General features: G+C 52.5%; 17 protein-coding genes. 12 read left to right on the forward strand and 5 right to left on the reverse strand.

Annotated features, from left to right (window positions below; genetic code table 11):
• Positions 1–189: 189 nt before the first annotated feature.
• Positions 190–1,218: a cytosine permease gene (locus LKD70_RS11245; protein WP_227708129.1), complete on the forward strand. Its 1,029-nt coding sequence runs from the start codon at positions 190–192 to the stop codon at positions 1,216–1,218.
• Here LKD70_RS11245 and LKD70_RS11250 read toward each other — a convergent pair.
• On the reverse strand, positions 1,187–2,572 hold the full coding sequence (locus tag LKD70_RS11250; RefSeq protein ID WP_227708130.1) for an MATE family efflux transporter: 1,386 nt from the start codon (positions 2,570–2,572) through the stop codon (positions 1,187–1,189). The genes LKD70_RS11245 and LKD70_RS11250 overlap by 32 nt on opposite strands.
• Positions 2,573–2,804: 232 nt before the next feature.
• Here LKD70_RS11250 and LKD70_RS11255 point away from each other — a divergent pair, with 232 nt between their 5' ends.
• The 8 genes from LKD70_RS11255 (at position 2,805) to LKD70_RS11290 (ending at position 11,593) form a co-directional block, all read left to right on the forward strand.
• Complete coding sequence (locus LKD70_RS11255; RefSeq protein ID WP_227708131.1) at positions 2,805–3,563, forward strand: GTP pyrophosphokinase; 759 nt, start codon at positions 2,805–2,807, stop codon at positions 3,561–3,563.
• Positions 3,564–3,624: 61 nt separating this feature from the next.
• Positions 3,625–4,314 (forward strand): HAD family hydrolase, encoded by a 690-nt coding sequence (locus LKD70_RS11260; RefSeq protein WP_227708132.1) that lies wholly within the window; start codon positions 3,625–3,627, stop codon positions 4,312–4,314.
• Between the two features lie 12 nt (positions 4,315–4,326).
• Complete coding sequence (locus LKD70_RS11265; RefSeq protein ID WP_227708133.1) at positions 4,327–4,797, forward strand: MarR family winged helix-turn-helix transcriptional regulator; 471 nt, start codon at positions 4,327–4,329, stop codon at positions 4,795–4,797.
• Positions 4,798–5,105: 308 nt separating this feature from the next.
• A complete protein-coding gene (locus LKD70_RS11270; protein WP_227708134.1) occupies positions 5,106–9,755 on the forward strand; it encodes an acyl-CoA dehydratase activase in 4,650 nt (1,549 codons plus the stop codon).
• A 3-nt stretch (positions 9,756–9,758) separates the two neighbouring features.
• A complete protein-coding gene (locus LKD70_RS11275; RefSeq protein ID WP_227708135.1) occupies positions 9,759–10,100 on the forward strand; it encodes a CGGC domain-containing protein in 342 nt (113 codons plus the stop codon).
• 335 nt (positions 10,101–10,435) lie between these two features.
• The gene (locus LKD70_RS11280; protein WP_227708136.1) at positions 10,436–10,900 is read left to right on the forward strand and encodes a MarR family winged helix-turn-helix transcriptional regulator; all 465 of its coding nucleotides are present in this window, start codon (positions 10,436–10,438) and stop codon (positions 10,898–10,900) included.
• Positions 10,897–11,109 (forward strand): hypothetical protein, encoded by a 213-nt coding sequence (locus LKD70_RS11285; protein ID WP_227708137.1) that lies wholly within the window; start codon positions 10,897–10,899, stop codon positions 11,107–11,109. Before LKD70_RS11280 ends, LKD70_RS11285 begins: the two co-directional genes overlap by 4 nt.
• Positions 11,066–11,593 carry an MFS transporter gene (locus tag LKD70_RS11290; RefSeq protein ID WP_407690963.1) on the forward strand — a complete coding sequence of 176 codons (528 nt, stop codon included), beginning with the start codon at positions 11,066–11,068 and terminating at the stop codon, positions 11,591–11,593. The genes LKD70_RS11285 and LKD70_RS11290 overlap by 44 nt, the downstream gene beginning before the upstream one ends.
• A gap of 123 nt (positions 11,594–11,716) precedes the next feature.
• On the opposite strand, the gene LKD70_RS11295 is transcribed toward LKD70_RS11290, so the two are convergent.
• The 4 genes from LKD70_RS11295 to LKD70_RS11310 form a co-directional block, all read right to left on the reverse strand.
• Positions 11,717–13,057: a D-serine ammonia-lyase gene (locus LKD70_RS11295; protein WP_227708139.1), complete on the reverse strand. Its 1,341-nt coding sequence runs from the start codon at positions 13,055–13,057 to the stop codon at positions 11,717–11,719.
• A 108-nt stretch (positions 13,058–13,165) separates the two neighbouring features.
• Positions 13,166–13,927 carry an alpha/beta hydrolase gene (locus tag LKD70_RS11300; protein ID WP_227708140.1) on the reverse strand — a complete coding sequence of 254 codons (762 nt, stop codon included), beginning with the start codon at positions 13,925–13,927 and terminating at the stop codon, positions 13,166–13,168.
• A 47-nt stretch (positions 13,928–13,974) separates the two neighbouring features.
• Positions 13,975–15,426, reverse strand: coding sequence for a Na+/H+ antiporter NhaC family protein (locus tag LKD70_RS11305; protein WP_227708141.1), 1,452 nt, complete (start codon positions 15,424–15,426; stop codon positions 13,975–13,977).
• A 194-nt stretch (positions 15,427–15,620) separates the two neighbouring features.
• Positions 15,621–16,172, reverse strand: a complete 552-nt coding sequence (locus LKD70_RS11310) for a cupin domain-containing protein (protein WP_227708142.1) — start codon at positions 16,170–16,172, stop codon at positions 15,621–15,623.
• Between the two features lie 210 nt (positions 16,173–16,382).
• Between LKD70_RS11310 and LKD70_RS11315 the strand changes: the two genes are divergently transcribed.
• Genes LKD70_RS11315 through LKD70_RS11325 form a run of 3 tightly spaced genes read left to right on the forward strand, consistent with a single transcriptional unit; the run spans position 16,383 to position 20,945 of the window.
• The gene (locus LKD70_RS11315) at positions 16,383–16,841 is read left to right on the forward strand and encodes a MarR family winged helix-turn-helix transcriptional regulator (protein WP_227708143.1); all 459 of its coding nucleotides are present in this window, start codon (positions 16,383–16,385) and stop codon (positions 16,839–16,841) included.
• On the forward strand, positions 16,838–19,129 hold the full coding sequence (locus LKD70_RS11320; protein ID WP_227708144.1) for an ABC transporter ATP-binding protein: 2,292 nt from the start codon (positions 16,838–16,840) through the stop codon (positions 19,127–19,129). The genes LKD70_RS11315 and LKD70_RS11320 overlap by 4 nt, the downstream gene beginning before the upstream one ends.
• A complete protein-coding gene (locus tag LKD70_RS11325) occupies positions 19,122–20,945 on the forward strand; it encodes an ABC transporter ATP-binding protein (protein ID WP_227708145.1) in 1,824 nt (607 codons plus the stop codon). The genes LKD70_RS11320 and LKD70_RS11325 overlap by 8 nt, the downstream gene beginning before the upstream one ends.
• Positions 20,946–21,153 lie beyond the last annotated feature (208 nt).

A 21,153-nucleotide genomic window follows, 5' to 3' on the forward strand; every position in this document is an offset into this window, starting at 1 on the left:
AATGCAATATGAATTGTAAATTTTACAAAAAACAGCGTGCTGAATTGTTGACGGGAACAAAGACAGACTATGTGAAAATTGATATTATATACAATATTATGTATATATATGCGGGTTTTTGCAGACAGAGGATGGATTTCCGGCGCCTGCAGGTGATGAGAATGACAGAAAATACAGGAGGATGAGAGAATGGCAGAAAAGGAGAAGAGTATTGAGGCTTTCGCTCTGGCGAGAGTCCCGAAAGAACAGCGGAAAAGCTGGATTGACATGGTGATGGTCATATGCATCCCTGCATTCCTGCTGGGAAGTATGCTTCTCGGTACATTTATGGCATTCCGGACATTCGGAGCAGAAGGGCTTACTGCAAACGAAGTGGCGGAGCCGACGATGTCCATGATAGAGGGCGTAGGACTTGCGTTCAGTTTCTTTTCCGCTTCCGCTTTTACTGCGGCTGACCTTACGCGATTTCAGAGAAACAGGAAAGATACGGTAAAGTCTGCTGCATGGGGACTGCTTCCGGCGGGTGTGATTACATGCGTGATCGGCGTTGTGCTTTCCCGGGTTGCCGGAGTGTATGATATCAGTCAGGTAATGGCAATGGTTGGACTTCCTGTACTCGGGCTGACAATCATGATACTGGCGCAGCTGACAACAAATTCCATCAATGCATATGCAGGAGGACTGGATGCGGTTATGACCTTCAACCTGCCGGACAACCGGAGAAGAGAGGCCACGTTTGTGGTCGGTGTACTGGGTGTGGTGCTTGCTGTGCTGGGGATTCTGGATTTTATCGCTGTATACCTGGACGGGATCTCATTTTTCGGCGCGCCGATTGCCGGCGTGATGATCGCAGATTACTGGATTGTCGGAAAGGGCAGGCCGGAAAGCTGGCATCCGATTGAGGGATGGAACTGGTGCGGGATTGCTGCAGCCGTCATCTCCCCTGTCATAACAAAGCTGATGGAAGCGTACCGGGAAGTGACCGGGGACGAGACACCTGCATCTGTCATGGGAGGCGGCACATACGCGAGAGCCATGGACAATGTGGTGGCATTCGGCCCGGTGTTTCCGGGAAGGGAATGTACAGAGCACCAGGCCGATGAGTGGATCTTCATCGATGACCTGAAAAAGGCAAGGGAGATCTACAGGCTTGCGATGGAAAACTGGCATGTGATTAACTTAAAAATTATAATTTTTTTTCTGCCGTCCGGCGCTTAAGCATCGCAAGACGGATCAGATACAGTATAAGCAGAAGCACCCAGGAAAAAGCCTCCGCGTAGGCGATGACCATATTTGCAAATACGGATACCGCGGCGTAGGACGCGCCGATGCGGAAGAGCAGGGATGCGATTCCCGCTGCGCTTGAGTATAAAACATCCCCCAGGCCTTCCACATAGCCGCGCACTGCGGTGGCAAGCCCGTAGATGACATAGAAGCTGGCGATCCGGAGGAAAAAGTTTTCCCCGATTGAGACAGCCTCCTCTCCGGCTCCGAACAGGGCGATCAGGCGTCCGCCGGTTGGAATGACAAGAAGGGTCAGAAGGAGGGAAACTCCGGCCATAACAATGGCGCCGGCAGAGAGAATCCGTCCGGCGCTTTTTGTCTCTCCCGCACCGTATTTCTGCGCCGTGAGGGTGGAGATTCCGGACCCCAGGTTGATGATCGGCAAAAGGACAATGGTGTCGATCCGGTATGCTGTTGTGATGGCGGCAACAGTCTGTGTACCGAAGCCGTTCATAAAGTTCTGAAGGATCAGGTTCCCGGCAGAGGTGATGTTGGACTGGATCATGGGAGGAATAGCCAGCCGGCATCCCGCAGCGAGAAGCCCGCGGTCAGAGCGTCTGAACAGTCCGTCCCTGACCCGGAAACGGAGAACCCGGTATTTCCGGATGCTGTAGCATACAAGGAAGACGGTCATGGCAGCCTGGGAGAAGACGGTTGCCATAGCTGCTCCCGCTACGCTTAAGCCCAGGAAGACAACAAAGACAATGTCGAGAGCCACATTGACCGCGGAGGAGAGAAGGACCGCGTAGAAAGGCGCCCGGCTGTCCCCGATGCCGCGCAGGGCAGCAGAGTATACATTGTACACAGCCAGGAACGGCATGCCCGCGAGGACGATGCGGAGGTAGGATTCCGCCATGGTGATGGTGTCCGGCGTTGTGCGCAGAAGCTCAAGGAGAGGGGCAGCAAGCCACATGCCAAGCGCTGACAGGACAAGGATGATTCCCCCGAGGAAGAACAGAAAGACAGCGAGAATCCGCGGAATGCGTTCCGTCTCGCCGCTTCCGTATTTCTGCGCAAAGAAGATGTTAAGTCCCAGGGTGAATCCGGTGATCGCGGTGACATAGAAATTGACCGCCGTCGTAGTTGAGCCGACAGCCGCCAGCGCAAGTTCTCCTTCGGCGTTCCCTACGATGAACGCGTCCGCCCAATTGTAGAGCTGCTGCAGAACCCCGCTTAAGATCAGCGGAAGACTGAATTTTATGAGTGTGATGATAATATTGCCGAAACTGCCGCTGTTGGCAGTGCTTTCTTTTTTTTTCGTCTGTTTTGTCTGATGAGTTGTTTTCATGGTGCCGTTTCCTCTTGCCTTAGAATCCTCTTTTGCGCTCCGGCATAGATGCGCCGGAGACATCTTTTCAGAGTATATCAGAAAACAGAGGATGATACAATGATTGTGAAATCTTTATATTTTTTCATCGGGGGTTTATTGATGGATCTCATTCGTTCCGCTAAAATAGTCATATCAGAAAAAAGAAACAGGGGACAGCGATGCCGTGTGCTCCCTGTATGGAGGATATGCGATGGAAGACAGGGAACAGAAGAAAAATGAACTTTGGCTGACGCAGGGGGCGGGCCGCGATCTGATACTTGGTCAGGCGATGGATCTGCTGGACAGTGTGCTTGACTATAAGGAGCTGATTATGGGCTATGCCTGTGCGATCAAGGAGATCAACACAAAGTTTGAGGTGCTCGATACGGAATTTGGAGTGAGATACAAGAGAAACCCGATCAGCTCGATTCACACAAGGCTGAAGAGTCAGACGAGCATACTGGAGAAGATGGCGAGACTTGGAATCCCGCCGACGAGAGAAAATATCGAGAATAATCTCAACGACATTGCCGGGGTGCGTGTGATCTGCGCGTATATTGACGATATTTACATGCTGGCGGACGCTCTGACAAGGCAGGATGACATCCGGCTGATCAAAAAGAAAGATTATATCAAAAATCCGAAACCAAACGGATACCGGAGTCTCCATCTGATCGTGAGTGTTCCGATTTTCTTTGCAGAATCGAAAAAAGAGATACGGGCAGAGGTTCAGATCCGCACGATTGCGATGGATTTCTGGGCAAGTCTTGAGCACCAGATCAAGTATAAGAAGCATGTGGATCAGGCAGAAGACGTGATCGCGCGTCTGAAGGAGTGCGCGGATGAGATCGCTCATGTGGATCAGACGATGCAGGAGATCCGCATGGAGATGGACCGGATCAAGGAAAAGCCGTCGGACATTGAGGCAGTGTATGAGAAACTGAAACGGCTCGATATCAGCCTTCTGTAGCAGGAGGCCGCCCGAAGAATGAAAAAAGAGAAGAACCAAAAAACGATGAGAGGAATCAGAGATGAAATTGAAAGGAAATTCAGAGACAGCGATGGAGTGCCGGGGCGCGATATTTGACATGGACGGACTCCTCTTTGATACGGAGAAGGTGTTCCAGCAGACGTGGCACGAGATCGCGTATGAGAGAGGGGTAACGCTCCCTGACAGCTACGCAAGAGAGATCTCCGGGACAACGGGGGAAGACTCAAGGAAGATTGTTGAAAAGTATTATAAGACAACGGACGGCCGAGCAGTGATTGAAGAGTGCAAAAGACGTGTCAGAAAGAAGCTTGAGAAAAATGTGCCGGAGAAGCCGGGCGTGGAAAATATTTTAAGACGGTTCCGGGAAAACGGAATCCGCACCGCGGTGGCGAGCAGCAGTGACAAAGAGCTGATTGAAAACAATCTGCGTGTGACGGGACTTGCGGGATATTTCGACGAGGTGGTGAGCGGAAAGGAAGTAAAACGCGGAAAGCCGGCTCCGGATATTTTCCTGCTCGCGGCGGAGCGGATCGGGTGCAGCCCTTGTGAGTGTTACGTGTTTGAGGACAGTGAAAACGGCATCCGTGCCGGAGCGGCAGCGGGATGCTTTGCCGTGATGGTGCCTGATCTTGTCACACCTTCCGATGAGGTCAGAGAGCTGTGCGGCGCAGTGTGCGAAAGTCTGGATGAGGCGGCGGAAGTGCTGATGGGAAACGGTATCTCCCGGTAGAGTGATTTTTATATGAAGGAACAGAACTTTTCTGAAATAGGGCGCTGTGTCTCCATCTTTGACAGGCTGATGAAGATGTACTACGACAGAAGTCTGTCCGGGTATGAGATCGGATGGGGACAGCAGTTTTATGTGGAATATCTCTACGAACATCCCGGCGCTTCGCCGCAGGAGATGGCGGAGGTGATCCGTGTCGACCGGGCGACGCTCACAAAAATCATCAAGAAACTGGCGGAAGTGAACTATATCAGAGTGACGGTGGATGAGAGGGACCGGCGGGTCAAACATCTCTATCTGACGGAAAAAGGAATTCCGGCTGCACAGAAGATCAAGCAGGTGCATGCCGGTTTTTATGATGTCATAAGCGGGGAAATCTCCCCGGATGAGCTGAGGCTGACCGAGAAGACGCTTAAGAAAATGGCGGACAATATCAATCAGAGAGTATGGCACAGAATGGAGGCAGATCATGGGGAACAAAAATAGTGTGCAGTTAAGCAGCAGAAAGAGAACAGTCCGGCATACATTTTGAGAAGACACAGTGCTTAAACTTTAGCATTTCCTTAACAATTGGAAGACTTGCATTTAGTTATACAAGTGTGATAATATCGTATATGATATTCTGGCTTAAGCGGAAAATCCTGCTTCGCCGGATGTTCCGCAGAGTATAAAAGGCCCGTGTTCAGGGCCTTTTAAGATATTATAATCCCGGAATGTGCCTTCCGGTACTTCCGGTGGTTAAGGCGGATTGATTTGTGGAAGTATTGACTGTACCAGAAGAGAGCGAATGATAAATGATGAAGGAAAGAATAAGAAAGCACATATTCTCACAGCCGCTGCCGGTCGGAATTGATATCGGGTCTACGACTACGAAAGTCGCAGTCCTTGATGCGTCCGATGGCAGCGTTATATTTTCTGATTACAGGAGGCATCACGCGGATCAGGTCCGGAGTGTCATCCATGTGATGAAGATGCTCGATAAGGAGTTCCCGGGCCAGAAGTTCCGCATCGCACTGACCGGCTCGGGATCCAAACCGATCGCGGAAAAACTGCACCTCCCCTTTGTACAGGAGGTGGCTGCAAACGCGGCGGCACTCAGGAGCAGATATGATACGGTAGGAAGCGCGGTCGAGCTGGGAGGACAGGACGCGAAGATGATCTTCTTCCAGACGGATAAGAAGACCGGAGCTGTCAATGTGGCCGATATGCGGATGAACGGAAGCTGCGCGGGAGGAACCGGCGCGTTTATCGATGAGATTGCCTCTGTTTTGAAAGTGCCGGTCCAGGAGTTTGACGACCTGGCGTCAAAAGGAACCTGTGTCTACGACATTTCCGGGCGGTGCGGCGTGTACGCCAAGACGGATATACAGCCCCTCTTAAATCAGGGGGTTGCGAAGGCTGACCTGGCGCTGTCCGCGTTTCATGCCATTGCGAAGCAGACGATCGGCGGTCTGGCGCAGGGGCTGGAGATTACGAAGCCGGTTGCCTTTGAGGGCGGCCCGCTGACCTTTAACCCGACGCTGATCCGGGTGTTCTCTGAGAGACTTGAACTCTCAGAGGATGAGATCCTGATCCCGGAGCATCCGGAGCTGATGGTGGCGTACGGCGCAGCGGTGTCTCTCGACGCCATGTTCGGCGGAGAGTATGAGCCTGCAGTTCCGGCAGAGCTTATAAAGGAGCTTAAAGGGGAGAAATTCCGGAAGTCGGAGAGTGAATCAAAAGGCGCCCGGCCTTTCTTTGCATCGCAGGAGGAGAGAGAGACGTTTGAAAACCGCCACCGGAAACCGGAGTCCGTGTGGAAGGAACCGAAGCCCGGCGAGGATGTCTACGCGTATCTTGGAATCGACTCGGGAAGCACGACGACGAAGTTTGTGCTGATCGATGAGCAGGAGGAAATCCTGGGATCTTTCTATGCGCCCAATGAGGGAGAGCCTTTGTATGTGGCAAAGCGCGCCCTGATCGAGATGCGCGACCGCTACCGCAGGGCAGGGGCGAAGCTTCACATTATCGCGGCGGGGACGACCGGATACGGGGAAGTGCTCTTCGGCAAGGCGTTCCAGGCGGAATACCACACGGTGGAGACAGTGGCCCATGCGCGCGCGGCGGGGAAATACGTCAAAGGGGCGACTTTTATCCTGGACATCGGCGGTCAGGATATGAAGGCAATGTGGCTCAAAGACGGCATCATCACGAACATTCTCGTAAACGAGGCGTGCTCCTCCGGATGCGGTTCTTTCCTTGAGAACTTTGCCTCATCGCTGAACATCCCGGCAAAGGAGATCGCGGACGCGGCGTTTGTGTCAGAGCACCCGGCGGTTCTCGGCAGCCGCTGCACGGTGTTTATGAACAGCAGCATTATCACAGAGCAGAGAAACGGAAGAAAGGCCGAGGATATCATGGCCGGCCTGTGCCGTTCGATTATAGAAAATGTGTTTACGAAAGTGATCCGTCTGTCCAATCTGGACTCTCTGGGGGACCGGATTGTCGTGCAGGGCGGTACATTTGAGAACAATGCGGTACTGCGCGCCATGGAAGAGTACACCGGGCGGGAAGTGATCCGCGCTCCATATCCGGGGCTGATGGGTGCCATCGGTGTGGCTCTGATCGCAAAGGAGCGCCACATGGCAGAGCCTGAGAGGCAGACTTTTATCCGGCTGGATGATCTGGATGACTTCTCCTATACTCAGGAGGCAAATTCGCCGTGCCCGTTCTGTACGAACCACTGTAAGAGAACGATCCTGAAATTCTCCAACGGAAGCTCGTGGATTACGAACAACCGCTGCGAGAGAGGAGAGGTTCTGGGCGACCCGGGCGATTCCGAGGTGAGGAAGCAGGTAAAAGACAGGGTGCAGAAAGCGGGCTCCGTGCCGAATCTGTTCCGGGTAAGGGAGAAGCTCCTTTTCAGCAGATACGAATATCCCGAGCCGAAGACCAGACAGGGAATCACCGTCGGTATCCCGCGTGTTCTCTATTTCTGGGAGACGATGCCGTTCTGGGGAACCTTTTTAAGGGCGCTTGGCTTCGATGTGAAACTGTCGGATTCCAGCACGAGAAAAATCTACGAGAGCGGACTCTCGGCTGTCACTTCGGATACGGTATGCTTCCCGGCAAAGCTTGTCCACGGACATCTGCGCAACCTGGCGGAAAAAGGGGTAGACCGGATTTTCATGCCGGTTGTCACGACAGTGCCTTCCGAGAACACGGAAGAGACGAGCCAGTCCATGTGCGCCGTGGTCAAAGGATATCCGCTTGTGGTCGGAAATTCTGACAACCCGGAGAAACTCTGGGGTATTCCGTACGACAATCCGGTGTTCCACTGGTTTACGCCTCAGGATCAGAAAAACCAGCTCGTGCGGTATATGAAAGAGAAGTTCGGCATTCCTGAGGAGGAGACGCTTGCAGCGGTTGAGGCCGGAAACCGTGCGCAGGAGAAGTTCCGCACAGAGCTTAAGAAAAAAGGCGGGGAAGTGCTTAAAGAGGTGCAGGAGAACGGCAAATTCGCCGTCGTTCTCGCATCCAGACCGTATCAGAACGACACCCTTGTGAACCATGAACTGCCTGAGATGTTCACCGGCATGGGAATCCCGGTGCTCACAGCAGACTCTATCCCGGGAACGGAGGAGATTGACTTAAGCAGAAGCCGCCTGGATGTTGTGAACAACTTCCACGCAAGAATGCTTTCATCCGCTGTGATGGCCGCGCAGACGGGCCATCTCGAGTATGTACAGATCGTAAGCTTCGGCTGCGGCCACGACGCGTACCTCTCCGATGAGATCATCCGTATGATGCATGAGATTTCCGGAAAGACGCCGCTGATTCTGAAAGTGGACGAGAGTGATATTCAGGGGCCGCTGCGCATCCGTGTCCGCTCGTTCCTCGAGACGGTGGCCATGCGGAGGGAACGAAAGGCTCTGGATGAGCCGAAATCTCTGCCGGATCCGTATCAGGTGAAATACGAAAAGGCAGACCGGCAGGAGAGGACCGTACTTGTGCCGAATACGTCCCACGCGTTCTGCCGTGTGCTCTCCGCTGTGTTCAACAGCCAGGGCGTGCGCGCGGTGCCGCTTGATATCGGGCGCGAAGAGGCGATCCGGATGGGAAAACGGTATGTACATAACGACATCTGCTTCCCGGCCCAGATTGTAATCGGGGAGACGCTCGCCGCGTTAAACAGTGGAAAATATGATTTGAAAAACACAGCCATCGGTATGGCGAAATATATCGGCGACTGCCGTCTGACACACTACGGAGCGCTTCTGAGAAAGGCGCTTGACGACGCAGGGTACAAGGACGTACCGATCCTGACAAACGACGACGTGGATTACCATGATATTCACCCGGGATTCCGCTTAAGCCTTCTGTCGTCCGCGCGGATTGCGGCTGCTCTTCCGATGATGGATGTGCTGGAGGAACTGCTGCGGAAGATCCGCCCGTATGAGCTTGAGGAGGGCAGTGCTCAGAGAGCCTTTGACGAGGCCCTCGATGAGCTTGTAAACGGACTTGAAAAGCACGGGATCAGAGGCGCCGTAAGAGGATTCAAGCGCGGCATTGAGATTATGAAGACGGTGAAATATGACCGCTCCAGTCCGAGACCGGGCGTCCTGATCGTGGGAGAATACCTGCTGAACTTCCATCCGGGGGCAAACCACGACATTGAGGAGTACCTGGAGAAGAACGGCTTCGAGATTATTGAGGCGAGAATGACGGACGTAATCCAGAAGACATACTTCTATCAGGACAGTCAGATTCGGGATTACAGGGTGGACAGACCGTTTACAAAGAAGGTATGGTTCAGGACAGCTGATACGATCTTTGAGATCGCGCACAGCCTGACAGACAGAATCGCGTCCGCACATCCGCTCTATGAGAGAGCATGCCGGATTCAGGAGCTGGCCAAAGAGAGCGATCCGATCATTCCGCGTACGTTTGACGCGGGAGAGGGAATCCTGATTCCGGGAGAGATTCTGCACCATGCGAAAAAGGGCTGCAGGGCTTTTGTCATCCTTCAGCCGTTCGGATGCCTGCCGAACCATGTGGTCGGAAGAGGAATCTCGAAGAAGCTGAAAGAAAAATACCCGGATGCACAGATCCTGCCGCTTGACTATGATCCGGATGTGAGCTTTGCGAATATTGAGAACCGCCTTCAGATGCTCGTCATGAATATCAAAGGGCAGAAAGCGCAGAGCAGTACAGACAACAACAGCAGCGCAGAAGCGCGTATCATGGAAGAAACGCGAGAAACGGCAGAAGAGAGCGCTGCAGAGAATCCGCAGAAAGCTGCTGTGCAGGAGCAGAACTGGCAGGCGGCTCACAGGAGGAAGAAGAGCCGGGGAAGAACAAAAGCCGACAGAACCCACGTCAGAACGCATACGGAGCGGGCCGGCGCGGCGGACACGGCCGAAGAGGAAGATCAGATCGAACAGAAGGAACAGAGAGGAGCATAGGCGATGAAACTTGGAATAATACGCTGCATGCAGACAGAAGATTACTGTCCGGGAACCGGAGATTTCAGGGCGGTGAGTGAGAGAAGAGGCGCGTTTGCTTCCGTAAATCCCGAAGAGGAGATCGAGATTATCGGGTTTATCAACTGCGGGGGCTGCCCGGGAAAGAAGGCAGTGCTGCGGGCGAGGGAGCTGAAGAAGAGAGGGGCGGACACGATCGCGTTCGCATCCTGCATCCAGAAGGGAACTCCCATCGGATACGCCTGCCCGTTTGCGAGAAAGATGAAAGAGATCGTGCAGATCGAAGTGGGGGATTCCATTAGAATCCTGGATTACACCCACGACTGATCCCATGTCCGCGGACGGATCAGAGAGAACCAGAAACAAGAAAAGAGGGAGCTGTTCCGGCACTGCTGCTATGCTCAGCCGCAGTGAGGAACAGCTCTCTTTTTCTTTATGCACCGGAGACAGTCCAAAGGCGGAACTGCGAAAAAAATGAATTGACTTGCTGTGAATTTGTACTATAATAACATATAGTTACTAAAAGTAATTACCTTAAATAATTATTTCCATCCCGAAGCTGAAGCATATTCAGAGCAGCACAGAAGCGAAGTGTGTCACGGAATCAAAGCGTGTCACAGGCTCAGAACAGCACCGGACGGGAAAGATAGGAGGAATCAGATTTGGAATTGATATATATGAAAAAATTTCTGGACGCCTGCCATCAGGCGAAGCGGATTACAGAGCTGATGCCGAAACTTCCGGAGAGGATGACGCCCCGCCATATCCATGTGATTGACGCGCTCTTTCAGCTGGAGCAGAAGGAGGACAGTGTAAAGGTCAGCGATGTGAGCGGTTTTCTGGGAGTTACACGGCCAAGCATTACAAAGCTTTTAAATGAGCTGGAGAGTCTGGGCGCGGTGGAGAAGATTCCGGATGAGGCGGACAGGAGAGTGACCCTGATCCGGCTCACGGAAAAAGGAAAGAAATACTATAACTTCTACGTGGAGGAATATCAGGGCTGGCTTCTCAAACAGCTGGGAGAGGCGGACACGGAGGAGTTTATGACAACGGTAAATACGATTGCCCGGGTGTATAAAATCGTGAGCGATCAGAAGACGGCTCCCGTCTTCCCGGGGGAAGAGTGAGAGAGAAACGGCTCGGACTGATGATGGGAATCGCCTCCCTGATTACCGCGATGGCGCCGGCGGTGGGGCCCTCTGTCGGAGGAATGATTGTGAGCAGGTTCGGGTGGAGGATGGACGAGCGCGCCGGTTCTCATCCTGTTTTTCGCAAGCCTTCTGTCAATCGTCATTTTCTGCCGGCGCAGCATGCGCGCGGATGCACCGCTGATTGATCTGAGTGTGTTTACATACAGGCCGTTTACGTTCAGTGTTCTCGTGATTGTGCTGATCCAGTTTGTCTGCCTGGGGCTTGGGTTCCTGATTCCGAACTATGCCCAGCTCGTCAACTCACAGGACGCCTTCCTTGCAGGAAGCCTCCTTCTGCCGGGATGTCTGGCCGGTGCGGTGCTCTCTCCGGTAAGCGGGAGACTGCTTGACCGGTTCGGAGCGGAAAAGCCCATTCTGTCCGGCAACCTGTGCGTCATCGTGTCGCTGTGCTGCTTCAGTATTTTCGCCGGAAGCCTGACCGCGGCAGTGGGGACAGCGGTTGTATCCACCATCGTAGCCTCCGCCCAGACGGCGATGCCGGATCAGCTGGCAGAGGCCACAAGGCAGGGCAGTACTCATGCGTTCTGGCTGCTTTTTGCACTTTCCATCGTGATGATCCTCTGCTCGGCAGGAGCGTTTCTGACGGCGCGGCGCCAGTCCGCAAGCTGAAAAGAAAAACCGAAAAGAAAAATTGAGAAGAGGCTGCCGCACGAATCGCCATGCTCCCTGGGAGCATATCACCCTTTTGGGGAGACAATGATTTCGTGCAGCAGCCTCTTCAATTTCAGGCGTCTATCTGTTTTCCAGTTCTTCGGCCTTCTGATAATATTCTTTTCTTACATCTTCCGGTACAAGACTTCCGCCGGTTGCCCAGACGATCTGAGCCGCGTTTTCCATATGGGAAGCGAGACCGTGAGCCTTCAGGTACTCTGCGGTTTCCGGCGCGCCTGCCAGACGGGCAGGCCCTTCAAAGGCAGCGCAGGAGCTGGGCTCGATGAAGATATTCTCCGTATCCATGAGCAGCTTCATGTAGCGGTACAGCTTTTCATCGCGGATTGTAAATTCTCCCGAGAGCATGTGCCGGATCGTCTTTCCGACGAACTTTGACGGGCGTCCGACCGCGAGACCATCGGCCTCTGTCTTTCCGCTCAGCCCGATATCCTGCACCGAGATCTGATTGTGCAGTCCCGAGATCATTCCAAGTGCCATACAGCAGGCTTCTGTGGGCTCTACGAAGAAGACGTGAACGCAGTCTCCGTATACCTGTTTAAGCCCGAAGGTGATTCCGCCGGGAGCGCCGCCCACACCGCACGGGATATAGACGATAAGCGGATGTTCGCGGTCCACGGTGATCCCCTGTGTATCCAGCTGATGTTTCAGCCTGTTTGCAGCGACGGCGTATCCCAGAAAGAGGTTTTTTGAGTTTTCGTCATCTACAAAATAGCTGTCAGGTTTTCCGACTGCAAGGTCCCGGCCTTCCTTCACCGCTTTTCCGTAGTCTCCCGAATACTCAATTACATGGACTCCTTTGGAGCGGAGCAGATCCTTTTTCCACTGCTTCGCGTCAGCGGACATATGTACATACACGTCGAATCCCAGAGCCGCGCTGATGATCCCGATAGACAGTCCGAGGTTTCCCGTGGAGCCTACATGGATGGAATGGCCGGAAAAAAAGCGTCTTATCTCAGGATCGGCAAATTTTGTATAATTGTCTTCTTTTGTAATCAGCCCATGAGTCAGGGCAAGCTCCTCAGCGAAAGTAAGAATCTCATAGATGCCGCCTCTCGCCTTCACAGAGCCGGCAACAGCCAGGTTGCTGTCCATTTTCAGGAACAGCCGTCCTTTAATGCCGGAGTCAAGCCGGAGATTCAGGGCGTCTTTCATGGCAGAGATTTCCCGGAGAGGGGACTCAATCAGACCGCCTGTTTTTTCAGTTTCCGGAAAACATGCCTGTATAAAAGGAGCGAACCGTGTCAGACGGGCCTCCGCCTCGGCAATCTCCTCCGCTGAGACGGAGACTCCTTCCATGGAGGCGGGAAAACCGGTCAGTTCCGGGTTGACCCAGACAACCTCTTTTCCGGCAGCCATCTCTCCGATTAAGGGATGATTTTTTATCAGTTCTTCCAAGTTCATACTGGTGTCCTCTCTTCAATGCATATTCTGATGCTTTTTTGTAATTTTTATCGCCCGCAGCACATGTGCCGCGGACGATTCTCTCGACTCTTGGGTCAGCTGTATTTATCAGTCCATAATTCGCCGGATATATTCTTTTGAATATTTCCAGAGTTCATCCTGCAGTTCCCAACCGTCGTAGCCGTGTCCCGCGCCTTCGACCAGATGTCTCTCTGATCCCGGGAGAACTTTCAGATAGTTTTCCGAATTGACCGGAAGTACATCTGTGTCTGCGGAACCATGGATAAAATAGACGGGCTTTTCAAATCCTTCGAGGGGCTTCAATGTATTCAGCTCTTCGTTCTGGAGATCAAGGAAAAATTCTTTTCCCACGCGGTCCCCCATGAAGTCCACGTCGTGTCCGCTCATGCCAAGCTCAAACCTCTCATCGCCGAGCAGGTGGCGGAAACACTCATATGCATTGCTGCACGGGCTCCAGAAAAGGATGCCGTTCAGCGGAACTTCGCGGCAGCAAACGGCAGTTTCCAGACCGCCCATGCTGTACGCAAGAACCATCATTTTCTCCGGTTTCAGCTCATCCTGTGTCCAGTGGAGCACCTTTTTGTAGTCCTCGATTTCACCGGAGATGGTCATGTAGGTCCAGTCGCCTTCGCTGTCGCCGGCACCGGCGCAGTCAAAGCGGACAATGGTGTATCCCTCTTCAATGAGATCATGTCCCAGATTGACCATAATCCGGTGCGGAGTGATTTTATTTCCGCAGAAGCCGTGTTTGTAAAGGATCACTTTCTTTCCTCTGAGCTCAGGGCTTTTGTATTCCACAAGGCAGACCATGTCTTTCCCGCGGCTGTTTATCACTTTTGCTTCAATCATTTTGAATTCTCCCTTCTTTGCAGTCCTTCCTGTTCAGTCGTCATGTATCAGTCTTTCGGCATTTCCTTTACCGGCTTGCCGTCCGGACCTTCATAGATCCGTCCCCATCCGGTCAGAACTGCGATGAACATAACAACCCAGAGGATGCACGGATAGAAGCAGGTCAGAAGGAAATCATTGGGTGAGAGAATTTCAATATAGGATGCATCTGCTGCAAGTGTTCTGATGCAGCCGAGAAGGAGCAGTACGGAACCTCCGAACGGCATGCACGCGTTGAAGGAGTCGCATGCCACAGCGAGGAAGTTCGCTCTTCTGTACGGATGCAGTTTCGCCTTCTGTCCAAGCGCGTTGACAAGAGGAGAAGCACAGATGTTCGGGATCGTGTTGATCGCGCTGATCAGCACCGAGAACGCGGTGGAGAACAGGAAGATCAGAAGCTCTGCGCCTCTTGTTGTGCGGATGTTTCTGGAAAGTTTGTCAACAAGTTCTCCCATGTAGCCGCTCTTGATGAGAAGATTTCCCATTGAGACAACTACCATCAGAAGGATACATACGTTGAGCATTCCGGCTACGCCTGAAGGAAGTGCTCCTGCGGCAACTCCGTCCTCGATCCGGAACAGGTCGCTGAAGCCGAACAGTCCGCTGCCGAGTCCTACGATTACTGCCACGATAATTCCGACCGGAAGAGTGACGAAAAGGTTATTTCCCATAACTGCCATGCCGATGACGATCACAGTCGGGATCATCATTAACAGTCCGGCAGGATTCTGGTGGGATGCCACCAGGCTGTCAGCGACAGATGCATCCAGTGAGGAACCGCCGCTTGCTCCGCCGAAAATAAAGAACAGAACGGCAGAGACCAGGAAAGCGGGAATTACATATTTGGAACGGTCTTTTACCGCGCCGCCGATCTCAGCGCTTCCTTTTTTCTTTGTGTAGAGCTGTCCTGTGGTGGAGACGATCGTTGTGTCAGATACGGGAGCAATGTTATCGCCGAAGATGGCTCCGGAGATAATGGCACCGCCCAGAACAGCCGGGTCGCATCCCATAATAACGCCTACCGGATACAGAATCGGAGTCATCGCCGCCACCGTACCGAATGCAGCTCCCGTTGCGAGAGCGAATGCTGCGGAGAACAAAAACGCAGCCACACAGAATGCCGATCCTGAGAGATGGAGTTTTACAGAAAGCCATACAAGTCCTTCTACAAGCTGTCCTTCTCTTAAGATTGTTCCGTAGATACCTACAACGAGCCAGATCAGCACTGCTGTCATGGCCATCTTATCACCGAGACCGTCCAGTACGAAATCCCAGTACTTGTCTTTGTTTTTGCAGAACAGCATGCCGACAATCAGGCCGATCACACCGGCTGCAATCATCATGTTCAGGTCTGCCGCGTTCGCAAATGACAGACCGATCGTAATGACGATAAACACAATAAACGGGAGCAACGAGACTCCGTTTCCCCCTATAAATTCAAGTTTCTTTTCACTGTCCATAGTTCATTCCTCCTGCTATGTAAGGTGTTTTTTCTCTGAGGCAAAAGGGCCGGCTCTTTTCTGTCTGATCTTTTGCCTGCAGAGAGTTACCAGCTGTTAAGTACATTTTAACAAATGTTCAGTGAAAGTCAATATAAATTGTTAAATATTAATAAAAAATATTTAGAAATAATGAACGGTATTGATGAATAGTATCAGAAACAGGGCGGTGTTACCGCAAAGACTACTTTGACCGGTCTGTCAGTGCCGTTTACCCATCTGTGGGCGCTGAGCGCGGGAATGCGGATGCTGTCTCCGGCCTCCAGCTGTTCTTCCCTCGTTCCCACAAAAATCGTTACCGCGCCCTCCACCACGTATGCAACCTCCTCGCCCTCGTGTTCATGAGGCTTGTCGGCAGAAGCGGAATGGGACGGGATTTCCATCAGGCAGAACTCAATTGATCCGTTTGTATCCGGCGTGAGCAGCTGGTAGAACACCTCTTCACCGGGAGCCCCGATTATTTTGCACTGCCCTTTTCGCACGATCATTTTTTCCGGAAGAGTGTCGTCCTGAAAAAATTTGAACATGGGTACTTCCAGAGCGCGGGCGATCTCTTTGAGCGTATTGATGGACGGGTTTACAACATTATTTTCAATCTGGCTCAACATAGACGGCGTCATGTCGGCCTTTAAGGCAAGCTGCCTGAGACTTAATTTTCTCTGCTGGCGAAATTCCTGAACTTTTACCCCAACGTTAATATCCTGCATAATAAATCAACCTTTCTAAAACTTTCCCCTTTCTAATTATAACAGGTTATGAGACGGCTGCAAGAAATTCTTGTGAGGAAAGAAAAAAACGCTGGTTTTGTGAAAAAAGTATAAAAAAACTGTGGAACAGACAATTTAACCTTGACTTATTTGTGCATATATACTAGCATATCGTTTAGTTAACTAACTAATAAAACAGGAGGAAGCACTATGAACTGTAAGATAGACGGACTTCCGGCCCTCGGTCTGATGGGTGTCGTTACGCACCGTGTCATGAACCGGGCAAAAGCGATGTACCAGGAGTTCGACATGAATGGAATCCAGGCCAGCATCCTGTTTTCCCTGAACAGGGAAGACGCTCTTTCCCAGAAGGAGCTTGCGGCCTATCTGCATGTGACCCCGCCTTCGATCACATCAGCCATACAGAAGATGGAGAGGGAGGGGTATCTGACCCGGCATACTGACACTGCGGACTTAAGAGTGATGCGCCTGTCGCTTACCGGGAAGGGAAAGGAATGCATCCGGAGTGTGAAGAAGGTGGCAGAAGACATGGAAGAGCTGATGTTTTCGGACATCGATGATAAGGAAAAGCAGACGTTTAAAAATGTTCTTCTGAAAATAAATGACAATCTGGAAAAAGACGCAAAAGAAAGGAAAGACAGACTATGAAGAATTTATTCAGATACGCGGCAGAACACTGGAAAGCCCTGATTGCGATCGTTGTTGTCCTGTTTGTTCAGGCGTACTGTGATTTATCTCTTCCTGCCTACACGTCGGACATTGTCAACGTAGGAATCCAGCAGGGCGGAATCGAGGATCAGATTCCGGAGGCGATTTCGGTCAGCGAGATGGAACGCCTTCTTTTATTTGTACCCGGAGAGGATCAGGAGACGGTGCTTGACGCCTACACGGAGGATGACAGCACGTATGATACAGAGGCCTATGTGCTGAAAAGTTCTGTGTCGGAGGAGGAGACAGAGGAGCTTGGCGGTATTCTTGCCGTTCCGATGATGCTGACTGCGGGATTTGAGTCGGGAAGCAACATGACGGTGCAGATTGAAGAGCAGTTAAAAGCGGCGCTCCCCGAACAGATGGTTTCGGCTGATATGACGGTATTCGACATTATGGCGATGCTCCCCGATGAGCAGAGGGAGGCGCTTGTTCAGGAGATGGAGAGCCAGATGGAAGACATTCCGGATACAATTCTGGATCAGGCGGCAGTCAGCTATGTAGGCGGAGTCTACGAGGCGCTGGGGATGGATATGGATGAAATCCAGCTCTCCTACCTGGGGATAACCGGTCTTAAGATGGCAGGACTTGCGTTCCTCGGAATGGCGGCCAGCATTCTCGTCGGATTCATGGCGTCCCGGGTGGGCGCTGCCACAGGACGCGACTTGAGAGGCAGAGTGTTCCGGAAGGTTGTAGGATTTTCCAACAATGAGTTTGACCACTTTTCCACGGCCTCGCTCATCACAAGAAGCACGAACGATATCCAGCAGATCCAGCTCATTATCGTTATGCTTCTGCGAATCGTGCTGTACGCGCCGATTCTGGCAATCGGAGGAATCTTCCAGGTGTTCCAGACAAACGTGTCCATGTCCTGGATCATCGCTCTCGCGGTTGTGCTGATCGCCCTCGTGATTCTTGTACTCTTCCTTGTGGTGATGCCGAAGTTCAGGATTCTCCAGAGCCTTGTTGACAGGGTCAACCTTGTTATGAGGGAGATCCTTACCGGACTGTCCGTTATCCGTGCCTTCAGCACGCAGAAGCACGAGGAGGAGCGCTTTGACGATGCGAACAGAGAGCTCACGAAAGCGAACCTTTTTGTCAACCGCGCCATGACGTTTATGATGCCGGTTATGATGCTTGTCATGAACGGAATCTCCGTGCTCATCATGTGGACCGGAGCCCACGGCATCGACAACGGCCAGATGCAGGTCGGAGACATGATGGCGTTTATCCAGTACACAATGCAGATCATCATGGGATTTTTAATGCTCTGCATGCTGTCCATCATGCTGCCGAGAGCAGCGGTGGCTGCAGACCGTGTGGAGGAAGTGCTCTCAAGCAGAACAGTGATCCACGACCCGAAAGAGTCGGAATCCGAGTCGTTCTCCGACTCCGAGAAGGGGATGCTTGTATTTGACCATGTTTCCTTCCGGTATCCGGGAGCAGATGAAAATGTGCTCCACGACATTTCGTTTACGGCGAAACCGGGAGAGACGACCGCGATCATCGGCAGCACCGGAAGCGGTAAGTCTACGCTCCTCAACCTGATTCCCAGGTTCTACGATGTGACAGAGGGAAAGATCACGCTCGGCGGAGCAGATATCCGGAACATCACACAGCACGAGCTCAGAGAAAAGCTCGGGTATGTTCCCCAGAAGGGAATTCTCTTTTCCGGTGATATCGCCTCCAATATCATGTTCGGCAACCCGGACGGCGGGAAGGCCGAGATGATCGAGGCGGCGGAGATCGCCCAGGCGACAGAGTTCATCGAAAACAAGCCGGACGGGTATGAGAGTCCGATCTCACAGGGAGGCTCCAACGTCTCCGGAGGACAGAAGCAGAGGCTGTCCATCGCCAGGGCGATTGCGAAGCATCCGGAAGTGTTCCTCTTTGACGACAGCTTTTCCGCGCTTGACTTCAAGACCGATGTGACGCTCAGAAAAGCCCTTAAGAAGCGGACAAAGGACAGTACGGTGCTGATCGTGGCCCAGAGAATCAGTACGATTATGAACGCAGAGCAGATTATTGTTCTGGACGACGGAAAGATCGCCGGAATTGGCACCCACAGAGAACTCCTTGAGAACTGTGAGGTCTACCGTCAGATCGCAGCTTCCCAGCTCTCGGAGGCGGAGTTAAATGCCGGAGCAGGCGCGCCGGATCAGAGAAACGGGCAGGAAGCGGGAGCGCCTGAGCAGGAAATGGAAAAGGAGGTGCGTTCCAATGCCTAGAAGAGGCGGTATGCACGGCAATATGTCGGGCGAGAAGGCAAAAGATTTCAAAGGGACAATACGGAAACTGTTCCATTATATGGGCGCCTTCAAGGTACACATGGCATTTGTTGCGGTGTTCGCGGTATGCGGAACCGTGTTCAACATTGTAGGGCCGAAGATTTTGGGGCAGGCGACGACAGAGATTTTCAACGGACTTGTGAGCAAGGTGTCCGGCGGAAGCGGGATGGATTTCGGAAAGATCGGCCAGATCCTTCTCACGACGCTGGCGCTGTACGTGATCAGCGCACTGTGCTCCTTCATCCAGGGAATTATTATGACGGGAGTCTCCCAGAAGACGACATACCGGATGCGAAAGGAGATCTCAGAGAAGATCAGCCGCATGCCAATGAATTATTTTGACACAAAGCCCGTGGGAGAAGTCCTTTCCCGCGTGACAAACGATGTGGATACGCTCGGACAGAGCCTGAACCAGAGCGCGACTCAGATGATCACTTCTGTTACAACGATCATCGGTGTGCTTGTCATGATGCTCTCTATCAGCCCGTTGATGACGCTGGTGGCCATACTGATTCTGCCGATTTCCGTCATCCTGATTTCCTTTGTGATGAAGCACTCTCAGAAATATTTCCGCGGACAGCAGGAATATCTGGGAAATGTAAACGGACAGGTGGAGGAGATCTACAGCGGCCACAACATTATCAAGGCGTTCAACAAAGAGGAGGACGTGATCGGACGGTTCAATGAGACCAACGACCGGCTCTATGACTCGGCGTGGAAGTCACAGTTCTTCTCCGGAATGATGATGCCTGTGATGCAGTTTATCGGAAACCTGGGTTATGTCGCAGTGGCGATTCTGGGAGGATTCCTTACGATCCGCAACGTGATTGAAGTGGGAGATATCCAGTCCTTTATCCAGTATGTGAGAAACTTTACCCAGCCGATCCAGCAGATGGCACAGGTGACGAACATGCTGCAGCTTACTGCGGCGGCTTCGGAGAGGGTGTTTGAGTTCCTGGATGAGGAGGAAGAGGACCAGACGGTTCCCAATCCGGTATCCGTGGAAGGACTTCAGGGCAATGTGGAGTTCGATCATGTACATTTCGGATACAACCCGGATAAGATCATTATCAACGACTTCTCCGCACAGGTGAAGGAGGGACAGAAGATCGCCATCGTAGGGCCCACCGGAGCCGGAAAGACAACGATGATCAAACTGCTCATGCGGTTCTATGATGTGAACAGCGGATCGATCCGGATCGACGGGCATGACGTCCGCGACTTCAACAGAAGCGAACTGCGGGAGATGTTCGGAATGGTGCTTCAGGACACATGGCTGTTCCACGGCTCCATTATGGAGAACATCCGCTACGGCCGGCTTGACGCCACGGATGAGGAAGTCATTGAGGCCGCAAAGGCAGCTCATGTACACCGGTTTGTCCAGACCCTTCCGGGAGGCTATAACATGGAATTAAATGAGGAGGCGAGCAACGTCTCCCAGGGACAGAAACAGCTTCTCACGATCGCGAGGGCGATTCTGGCGGATCCGAAGATTCTTATTCTGGACGAAGCGACGAGCTCGGTGGATACGAGAACCGAGGTGCTCATTCAGAAAGCGATGGATAACCTGATGAAGGGCAGAACAAGTTTTGTCATCGCCCACAGGCTTTCCACGATCCGCGACGCGGACCTGATCCTTGTCATGAAAGACGGCGATATCGTGGAGCAGGGTACCCATGAGGAACTGCTCGCGCGCGGCGGCTTCTACGCGGATCTGTACAACAGTCAGTTCGAGTCGGCGGAGATGGCAGGATAGATATAGTTATTATAGAAGGAAGCGAACTTTTTAAAAGGAGGGTTCGCTTCCTTCTTTGTACAGGCGACGCTTATAAGCCCGGGCTTACCCGGGAACCTGGCGGCCGCTCGCCTTCCCTGTTGGCAAAGTCCTGCCCTGCTGGTATAATGGAAATGCTCAGCGTCAGTGTAAGAGGACAATACGGTCGCTGAAAGGACCAAAATCAGAA

The organism is Ruminococcus turbiniformis (genome assembly GCF_020687545.1).
Taxonomy (GTDB): domain Bacteria; phylum Bacillota; class Clostridia; order Lachnospirales; family Lachnospiraceae; genus Mediterraneibacter; species Mediterraneibacter turbiniformis.